The sequence below is a fragment of the Vibrio pacinii DSM 19139 genome, assembly GCF_000711795.1.
Taxonomy (GTDB): Bacteria; Pseudomonadota; Gammaproteobacteria; order Enterobacterales; family Vibrionaceae; genus Vibrio; species Vibrio pacinii.
The window spans coordinates 1-8,669 of the sequence record NZ_JONH01000034.1; the positions used below are offsets into that span (position 1 = coordinate 1).

Below are 8,669 nucleotides of genomic sequence, written 5' to 3' on the forward strand. Positions count from 1 at the left end.
TCGGTCTAAGTTCATGAATCACTCAGCCCGTAAAACATGCCAATATTCGTGGGTTGCTTCATTTTCAGGTCGTGGAGGTTGGATTTAAATATCACTGTCTTTAAGACGCTTTGAGTGTATTTCCCAAGTAGCATGTTGGCTTGGCAGTTGCCTCATTGGGCAGGGAAGTGGAATTACGCGCTTGGTGTTTCGTGCATTTGGCGGCTACATCAGTTTGAGCGTGTGACTGACTTCTTGAAATGCGGTCAACAAAGCAGTTCTTTGCCAAGTGAATCAGTCATTTGTGGTAAAACATAACAAACAATTCAAGCAGACCCTCAACGCTTAGTACTTTTGATTTGCGTTGAATTTCGTGTTTACGGCGTAATACGGAAAGTCAGTCAGGGCGTTTCGGGCTACTTAATTGGGCGTTATGCCTTTTGGGAGAAAATATGCAGTTTTACAAAGCAGATGAATATCAGGCATCTTGCGAAAACCTGTATCGTAAGTACGAACTTGAGATAGCTGCTTTACTTCCAGATGCATCTATTGAGCATATTGGAGCTTCCTCTATCCCCAATGCTGTATCTAAAGGTGACCTAGACATACTTGTTGGTGTTAACGGCAAGGAACTAGAGAATGCAGTAAAGTTACTTTCTACTCTAGGCTTCAACGAAAAATCCGATACGTTAAGAACTCCGGAGCTTTGCATGCTGGAAAATAGCTCAGGTGAGGATGTCGCTTTTCAAGTTGTAGCTAATGGTTCGGAATTTGAGTTTTTTGTGGGGTTTAGAGACAAACTCCGTAAAAGTCCTGAGTTAGTTCAACGATACAATGAGCTGAAAATGTCTTGTACAGGTTGGTCTCACGAAGAGTATCGTCGGAAAAAATCAGCTTTTATTGAGCGCGTGTTAGGACAGGCATAACAAACTGTTTAAGAGTGATTCGCAACGCGTGGCATTTTTACTATGTGTTGTTTTTAGTGTTTAAGGTGGTATGCGGAAGCATCGGGATTGCGTTGCTCACACCTTAACAGGGCGTTATGCGTAAATGGAGGAAACATGGAAAATCAGGGCAAGCTGTTCTTCTTCTGTGGCAAGATGGGAGCAGGAAAATCGACTAAATCTAAGGTTGTGGCTGCTGAAAATAATGCAGTCCTTATTTCAGAAGACGATTGGTTGTCAGCTCATTATCCTTCGCAAATTCAAACGTTTGACGACTACATTAAACACTCAAATCTCATAAAGCCTTTCGTTAAATGCCATGTTCAGAATTTGCTAAATATAGGGGTTAATGTTGTCATGGATTTTCCAGCTAATACTGTCAATCAAAGAGCTTGGTTCGCATCACTGTGCGTTGAAGTAGGTAGTAAGCATGAGCTTTGGTATCTAGACCTAACAGATGAGCAATGTTTATCCCAAATTGCTAAGCGCCGAGTTGAGCAACCTGAAAGAGCTACGTTTGACACAGAAGCTGTATTTCATCATGTGACTCAGTATTTTGAAGCTCCAAAAGCGAGTGAAAATCTAAATCTGGTACGTGTGGGACAATACGCATAACAAAGCGTTTAAGAGGGATTCTCAACGCTTGGCATTTTGAGTTTTATTCAGCTTTAGTGTTTACGGCACAATGGTTTAGGCTAGGTGGTGGCGTTGTTCACCCCTTAACGCTGCGTTAGGGCACAGGGCGGAAATGGACAGAATCGTAGAATTAATCAAACAAGATCCAGTTAGAGTCAAAGCCTTAGAGTACTTCTCTAAATTGGGCTTGCCTCAATGCTATATTGCAGCTGGTTTCGTTCGTAATCTTGTTTGGGATGCACTGCATGGTTTTGATGTGGCGACACCATTGAACGATGCGGATGTTATTTACTTTGCTCCTGACGAGAACGACCCTAAAGCATATTTACAGTATGAATCTCAGCTCAAGCAGCTAATGCCAGAAATTAACTGGCAAGTTCGTAACCAAGCACTCATGCATACTCGAAATGGCGATTTACCTTACACAAGCTCCCTTGATGCTATGAGTTATTGGCCAGAACAAGAGACAGCTGTTGCCATTCGACAAGTCGCACCTGGTAGCTATGAATGTATTGCAGCTTTTGGGTACGAATCCTTATTTGGTTACTGTGTCACACATAATCCTAGAAGGTCACGAGAAACGTTTGAAAATCGTGTAAATTCAAAGGGCTGGTTAGTAAGGTGGCAATCTTTGAGAACTGTGCCCTAACAAAGCATTTAAGACGGATTCCCAACGCTTAGCATTTTCAGTTCAAATAGGCTAAAGTGATTAGGACACAATGGTTTAGCTTGGGTTGAGGCGTTGCTCACCACTTAATGCGGCGTTATGTTTACTTGTATTTCAATGGCTTAAAAACTCTTCGAACTCTGTTCTTTGCCCCTTTGGCCGCTCGTTCGAGTTGTTTCAGCAAATCCGCATTGTCGGCCGAAATACGTGAATTTCTCAGCCAGTAAAACATGTCAATGTTCGTGGGTTGCTTCATTTTCAGTTCGTGGTGGCTGGGTTTTTGTTTAACTGGCTCTAAGTCGTTTTGAACGTATTTGCCAATTAACATGTCGGCTTGGCAGTTGCCTCGGCAATTTGCCATTGTTCTGCGCTTTGGTTGGAAAGAGAGGGCGCTTGTTGAAACTAAGTCGGGTTGCCTCATTGGGCAGGGAAGTGGACTTACCCGCTTGGTGTTTCGTGCATCTGGCGGTCAAGTGAGTTATGGCGTGTGACTGACTTCTTGAAACAGGGGCAATAACGCAGTTCTTTGCCAAATAAATAAGTCATTTATGGTAAAACATAACAAACAATTCAAGCAGATTCGTAACGCTTGGCGAATTTACTATGCGTTGGCTTTTGTGTTTTAAGTGGTTTGCAGCGGCTTGGTCAGGGCGTTACTCACTACTTAATTGGGCGTTAGTTGCCAGCGGAAAAAACGCAGCTAAGGTAGAAAATTTAGGGCTAATGAATCGTGCAATTTTGCTCGGTTTTGTGCTTTGGTGTAGCTTGCCGGAATTGCGTTCGATTTTTAATGTTGTGGTTTTATTTTGCCGTTTCAGACGCGAATGTACTCGTTGAAATTCAGCTTTGTGGCATTGCCTTTCCAAAAGGTTTTCTGTGTGCTTTCAGCCAGTTTTCTACGGCGTTGCTAGTTCCAAGTGGTTTCAGTGACAGGCGCTTTAAAACTGCGCCTGACTTGAGTTTTTCAAAGTGCTCAAAAACGGTGTTGGCAAAGTGGAAATGAACTGGAAATCAAAGGTTTAGAATGGCAACTAACAAGGCGTTTAAGGCAGATTCGCAACGCTGGGCATTTTCGGTTTGCTTTGAATTTAGTGTTTACGGCACAATGGTTTAGGTTAGGTGGCAATGTTGCTCACTACTTAACGCAGCGTTAGCTGCTATCGGTATAATGGAGAATTGATGCAACTAGGTGACATAATGTTAGTGCGTGGTACGGGAGTGATTTCCGCTAGCCTAAGTGCTGCACAAAAAATAATTTACTCAAAATCACGTTCTAGTCATGTGCTTTTCTGTTTAAGTGATGGCTGCTTTATTCATTCAACCGGCGATGGTGGGGTGCATTTGAAGTTTGTATTGGATGAATTGGAAGAAATAAAAGACAACTGGCGTATCATTCGGCTAAAGCACTTACCTCAAAGTAAAAAAAACGCTTTGGCGCTAGCGGGGTTTTATTTTCTAGATCAGTCGTATAATCACAAATTTCTAATTTCAGGGAGTGAACATAAAGCGTTTTGCTCTGAATTAGTTGGGAAAATTTATCAGAGAGCGAACGTACCTATTTTGGGAAATAAAGCTCCTCATAGGCTTACTCCAGCGCATTTTGATAGAGAAGCTGATAGACAAGTAATGTGGAAAGACGTTACAGGTGATTGCAAAGACTATCTCAAAGAACATGAAGACTCTGTGGATGAACATAGATTAATGTACAACACTTTGAATATAAGTTTGCGTCGGAATAAGTATATTGCTGAAAAGAAAACAGAGGTTTGGGAATCTATTAGGGCAATAGACCCTGAAATGTATAATAAGATCAAACCTTTGTTAGACGAAGCTAATATGCGAAAACAAGTAAAATTCTGGGACCAATAGAAAACGCAGCTAACAAAGCGTTTAAGACGGATTCCCAACGCTTGGTATTTTCAGCTTTCTTCATCTTAAGTGTTTATGTCACAATGGTTTAGGTAAGGTGGTAGCGTTGCTCACCACTTAACGCGGCGTTAGGTGTTCTCTTTGTCGACGTTCAAATTACTGAACTTGAGTCTTAAAAGTTTCGTAAAGCTGGTTGTTTTCAAATACAGACAAAACGTTATGGAGTTGGTATGAACCGAATTAATCCTGCTAAATTACAAAATAGTAAATGGACAGCAGTAAAGCCGACAAATCGAGAAAAGCATTTCTTAGTATCAGAAATGGCGTTCGACGAGGACGGTTCTGTTATTTCGTGTAAATTGGAAGCAGTACTTTCCAAGAATGAGTATTCAATAGAATGGACAGACTTGAAAAGCCAAGAGAAGTGGATTCAAGGTTGGAAATAATATCCCTTTAGGCAACACACCTAACAAGGCGTTTAAGGCGGATTCACAACGCTTGGCGATCTGAGTTCAAGTTGAACTTAGTGTTTAAGGTACAATGGTTTAGGTTTGGTGGTTAGCGTTGTTCACCACTTAACGCGGCGTTATGTTTACTTGAATTTCAGTGGCTTAAAGTTTCTTCGATCCATGTTCTTTGTCTCTTTGGCCATTCGTTCGAATTACTTCAGCAAATCCGCATTGTCGGCCCCAATTCATGAATCTCTCAGCCCGTAAAACATGTCAATATTCGTGGGTTGCTTCATTTTCGGGTCGTGGAGGTTGGTTTCAGATTTCACTGGCTTTAAGGCGCTTTCTGCGTACTTGCCAAGTAGCATATCGGCTTGGCAGTTGCCTCGGCAATTTGCCATTGTTCTGCGCTGTGGTTGGAAAGAGAGGGCGCTTGTTGAGGCGAAGTCGGGTTGCCTCATTGGGCAGGGAAGTGGACTTACGCGCTTGGTGTTTCGTGCATTTGGCGGCCAAGTGAGTGTTAGCTTGTGATTCACTTCTTGAAATGTGGTCAACAAAGCAGTTCTTTGCCAAATAAATCAGTCATTTGTGGTAAAACATAACAAACAATTCAAGCAGATTCGTAACGCTTGGCGAATTTACTATGCGTTGGCTTTTGTGTTTTAAGTGGTTTGCAGCGGCTTGGTCAGTGCGTTACTCACTACTTAATTGGGCGTTATGGCGCAGGTCAAAAATCAGCTAAGGGAGTATATGAGCGAGAAAGTAAAAGTAGCCTTGAAATGGCTGAAAAGTCTTTTGGAATCGGAGAGTGTCGAATACCAAATTGTCGGTGGTTTAGCGGCAACAATTCATGGTGGTAGTCGTGAAATTGCAGATATTGATCTCTATATCCACAACTCAGATGCAAATAAAATACTTGCTCGCGTTGCCCCGTATACTTCTAAACCGCTTACTCACTACTCGGAATATGGCTGGGATTTAGAGTATTTTCAGCTAGTCTATCAAAATCAAAAAATTGAAATAGGCTTGGCTCTCAATACAAAAATCCAGTCATCGTTGGACGGTTCGTGGCACCAACTGGAAATCGACTTTTCAAATTCAGTTGCCAAAAGTTATCAAGGCATCGAATTACAGGTTATCCCAGTTCATCAATTGGTAGAGTACAAGCGGATATTGGGCAGGGAAGTAGACCTAATTGACATTCAGCAGCTAGCTTCAAGTTCAGCGCCATAACAAAGCGTTTAAGACGGATTCCCAACGCTTGGCGTTTTCAGTTTGATTCTGCTTTAGTGTTTACGGCACAATGGTTTAGGTAAGGTGGTAGCGTTGCTCACCACTTAACGCGGCGTTAGGTTTTTGAAGAATTAATATCTTTTATCTGCTTAAAAATCTCTTCTGCCTCGGCAGTCAATTGAGAGTAAGATCTAATGTCGCCTTTCCTCTGGGCTAGCATAGCTTGCTCAAGTATCATTGAGTGTCGTTTCTTGAGTTTTTTGGCTGGGTTGCTCTTAAAAATAGAAAACATGAATGACTCCGCTAGTGTTTGATATATTTTATTTACGTAGATTTGTAGAAAAGAGTTCATACAGGGACCACGAGGCTACAAACCTAACAAACAATTCAAGCAGACCCTCAACGCTTAGCACTTTTGGTTTGCGTTGAATTTCGTGTTTACGGCGTCATGCGGAAAGTGAGTCAGGGCGTTTCGGGCTACTTAATTGGGCGTTATGCGACTAAGCGAAAATCTTCTATAGCTCTCTTTCTCGCTCTCTTTGGCAGTCGGTTCGCGGTGTCGGCAATTCAGCATTGCCGGCCCAAGTTCTTGAACCACTCAGGACCTAAAACATGCCAAAGTTCGCGCGTTGCCTCATTGGTTTTCGGAGTTGGTTGGTGGTGAATTTGGCTGGCTCAAAGCGCTGTAAGGGCAAGTCTATTGGAGGTTCATCTTCGCTGGTTGTCCTCAGCGTTGAGTTTCACGAAGCAAAAGCTCAGTCATGTGCTGAATTTAACCATTAGTCACTTGTTGGGAGTTGGTCTGTAACATAGTGACTTCGGCTGTTCAGTGAATCACAAAAAGTGCTTGGTTTGTTTGAGGTTTTTCGTGTCTGAGGTAATCTTCATCTGCCCAACTTGGCTTGGTCGATGAATTCGCATAACAAACAATTCAAGCAGACCCTCAACGCTCGGCGATTTTGGTTTGCGTCGGGTTTGGTGTTACCGAGGAATGCGGAAGGTTAGCCAGGGCGTTTCGGGCTACTTAATTGGGCGTTAGCTTACAACAAGGTTAAAATCGAGATCGAATATGAAAAAAGCAATTCTTAATGCATTTAGTGGGCTCGATAAATCGTACCTTACAAAGCAGTACATAATAGGTATTTTAGTCTGCGTTGTTTACGTTTTCATTGTGAGAAAGTATGGGCAAGGATTAGGGTTGTATACGTTGTTGAGTTTCGCAATCAATACATTGCTCTATCCGTACTCAAGGTATCTGTTTGAGTCTTTGATCAAGTTTCTTTTTGGGAACACGCGTTTTGATAAAAGCTCAGGTGTACTGATGGTGCTCAAGTTATTAAGTATTGTGTTCTGTTGGTCTGCTGCCTTGTTTATAGCGCCATTTGGTCTTTTGTACATTCACTTTCGTGGCAGCCGAGGTCAGTAAGCTAACAAGGCGTTTAAGACGGATTCACAACGCTTAGCATTTTCAGTTTGATTCAACTTTAGTGTTTACGGCACAATGGGTTAGGTTGGGTGGTCGCGTTGTTCACCACTTAACGCAGCGTTAGGCATTTTGGAGTAAAAATGGGAATATCAGTGTCCAATAAACAGGAAGAAAGTTTCCTGTATGTTAGCGGTCTATCGGTAACAGAGACCATTAAGCTATGTGAAAATGTTGAAATTATTCCCGCTTGTTGTGACCCGTCAACAGACTTAATCATTAAACAAAGTTGTAGTGAAATTGACTTGGGTATTACGGCTATTTTTCTTCGTAGGGTTGGGGCTCAAGTGAAAATTTCCGGAGTCACAGGGAAAGAATTAGCTGCAAAAACGTGGAATGCTCAGTGGGATGTGGTCATTCTTAGTGCCTTGTTCGACTGCGATGCAGTAGCAAACCTTCAAAGTGATACGCCTGCCGAATTACTATCTAACAACAGTCGTTTATCGGTAACGAATTATCATATGAGAGGAAGCATTAATTCTCTCTATACAGTTACTCCAAAAGATGTTCTTTGGCTGAATACGCATTTTCAAAATGCTCGAAACCTCCTAGGTGTCGATAGATTCAGTGATGCTGTGAGTGCTCGTTCAAGTTACAGGTGGCACCCTAACCCAAGAGCGCAGCTAGCTGTATTATGGTCGGGTATTGAGGGGTTATTCGATATTCAAGGTGAAACGGTTTTTAAACTAAGTTTGTTCGTGGCTAAATTTTTGGAGCCTGATGATAAAGATCAGGCAAAACGCATTTTATCGAGCGTCAAAAAGCTATACAAAAGTCGCAGTTCCGCTGTCCACGGTTCAAAGATTAAGGGAGACCGAAGCCAATTGGTTTCGGATTCTTCTGAGTTGCTAGAACGTCTAATACGCAGATGTATCGAAGTTGGTTCTATTCCAAATATTGAAGAACTTACCTTGTAATTGAGACATGCCTAACAAGCAATTTAAGAGGGATTCTCAACGCTTGGCATTTTTCCTTCTACTTCAATTTTAGTGTTTATGGCACAATGCTTTAGGTGTGGGTGGCAGCGTTGTTCACCCCTTAATTGGGCGTTATACGAGTAGGTTTATTCACATTATTAAGGAGTGAAAAATTGGAAGCATTTATATATTTTGGCGTTTCAGTATTAGCCGGTATGATTACAGCGCTCGGCTGCGCTTTAAAAAAGTTGCTTGGGGATAACAAAGATCAATTAAATTTTCCTGATGCTGAAGTACTTAATGATGACGTCACTAAGAAAAGGGTGGTCTGGTTGTTTGTATGGGTTTTGCAGGGCATAGTCGGTGGATTTATTGTTTCTTTGCTTTTTGCTGACTCTGTGTTCAACGGTACAACTAATCAAGGTTGGGTATGGGCTCTGGCATTCGCTTCAGGCTCGGTATCTTGGTTGAATTTCAAAGCATCTTTGTCTG

Annotated in this window: 9 protein-coding genes; 8 read left to right on the forward strand and 1 reads right to left on the reverse strand. The window is 42.1% G+C overall.

The features are described from left to right. The first annotated feature begins 431 nt into the window (after positions 1–431). The 6 genes from BS19_RS14525 to BS19_RS14560 all read left to right on the forward strand — a co-directional run bounded on the left by BS19_RS14525 (position 432) and on the right by BS19_RS14560 (position 5,777). Positions 432–905: a GrpB family protein gene (locus BS19_RS14525; RefSeq protein ID WP_038176211.1), complete on the forward strand. Its 474-nt coding sequence runs from the start codon at positions 432–434 to the stop codon at positions 903–905. A 135-nt stretch (positions 906–1,040) separates the two neighbouring features. Further along, positions 1,041–1,538: a P-loop nucleotide/nucleoside kinase family protein gene (locus BS19_RS14530; RefSeq protein ID WP_051686542.1), complete on the forward strand. Its 498-nt coding sequence runs from the start codon at positions 1,041–1,043 to the stop codon at positions 1,536–1,538. A gap of 133 nt (positions 1,539–1,671) precedes the next feature. Next, positions 1,672–2,208: a nucleotidyltransferase family protein gene (locus tag BS19_RS14535; RefSeq protein ID WP_038176212.1), complete on the forward strand. Its 537-nt coding sequence runs from the start codon at positions 1,672–1,674 to the stop codon at positions 2,206–2,208. A 1,197-nt stretch (positions 2,209–3,405) separates the two neighbouring features. Then, on the forward strand, positions 3,406–4,095 hold the full coding sequence (locus BS19_RS14550) for a YiiX/YebB-like N1pC/P60 family cysteine hydrolase (RefSeq protein ID WP_038176217.1): 690 nt from the start codon (positions 3,406–3,408) through the stop codon (positions 4,093–4,095). A 230-nt stretch (positions 4,096–4,325) separates the two neighbouring features. Then, positions 4,326–4,541, forward strand: coding sequence for a TIGR02450 family Trp-rich protein (locus BS19_RS14555; protein WP_038176218.1), 216 nt, complete (start codon positions 4,326–4,328; stop codon positions 4,539–4,541). A 753-nt stretch (positions 4,542–5,294) separates the two neighbouring features. Further along, a complete protein-coding gene (locus BS19_RS14560) occupies positions 5,295–5,777 on the forward strand; it encodes a putative signal transducing protein (RefSeq protein WP_038176219.1) in 483 nt (160 codons plus the stop codon). Positions 5,778–5,892: 115 nt separating this feature from the next. Here the strand turns inward: BS19_RS14560 and BS19_RS20250 are convergent, their stop codons facing one another. After that, positions 5,893–6,069 carry a DUF6435 family protein gene (locus tag BS19_RS20250; RefSeq protein ID WP_157631184.1) on the reverse strand — a complete coding sequence of 59 codons (177 nt, stop codon included), beginning with the start codon at positions 6,067–6,069 and terminating at the stop codon, positions 5,893–5,895. Positions 6,070–7,343: 1,274 nt separating this feature from the next. Here BS19_RS20250 and BS19_RS14570 point away from each other — a divergent pair. Then, positions 7,344–8,177 (forward strand): HEPN domain-containing protein, encoded by an 834-nt coding sequence (locus BS19_RS14570; protein WP_051686544.1) that lies wholly within the window; start codon positions 7,344–7,346, stop codon positions 8,175–8,177. Between the two features lie 173 nt (positions 8,178–8,350). Next, positions 8,351–8,669, forward strand: a 319-nt coding sequence (locus BS19_RS14575; protein WP_038176220.1) for a hypothetical protein, incomplete at its 3' end; no start/stop codon positions are given.

What these genes read in the sequence shown, in the direction of transcription:
- BS19_RS14535 (WP_038176212.1), top strand. Translation starts at nt 1,672, where the DNA reads ATGGACAGAATCGTAGAATTAATCAAACAAGATCCAGTTAGAGTCAAA.
- BS19_RS20250 (WP_157631184.1), bottom strand. Translation starts at nt 6,069, where the DNA reads ATGTTTTCTATTTTTAAGAGCAACCCAGCCAAAAAACTCAAGAAACGA.
- BS19_RS14555 (WP_038176218.1), top strand. Translation starts at nt 4,326, where the DNA reads ATGAACCGAATTAATCCTGCTAAATTACAAAATAGTAAATGGACAGCA.
- BS19_RS14560 (WP_038176219.1), top strand. Translation starts at nt 5,295, where the DNA reads ATGAGCGAGAAAGTAAAAGTAGCCTTGAAATGGCTGAAAAGTCTTTTG.
- BS19_RS14550 (WP_038176217.1), top strand. Translation starts at nt 3,406, where the DNA reads ATGCAACTAGGTGACATAATGTTAGTGCGTGGTACGGGAGTGATTTCC.
- BS19_RS14530 (WP_051686542.1), top strand. Translation starts at nt 1,041, where the DNA reads ATGGAAAATCAGGGCAAGCTGTTCTTCTTCTGTGGCAAGATGGGAGCA.
- BS19_RS14570 (WP_051686544.1), top strand. Translation starts at nt 7,344, where the DNA reads ATGGGAATATCAGTGTCCAATAAACAGGAAGAAAGTTTCCTGTATGTT.
- BS19_RS14525 (WP_038176211.1), top strand. Translation starts at nt 432, where the DNA reads ATGCAGTTTTACAAAGCAGATGAATATCAGGCATCTTGCGAAAACCTG.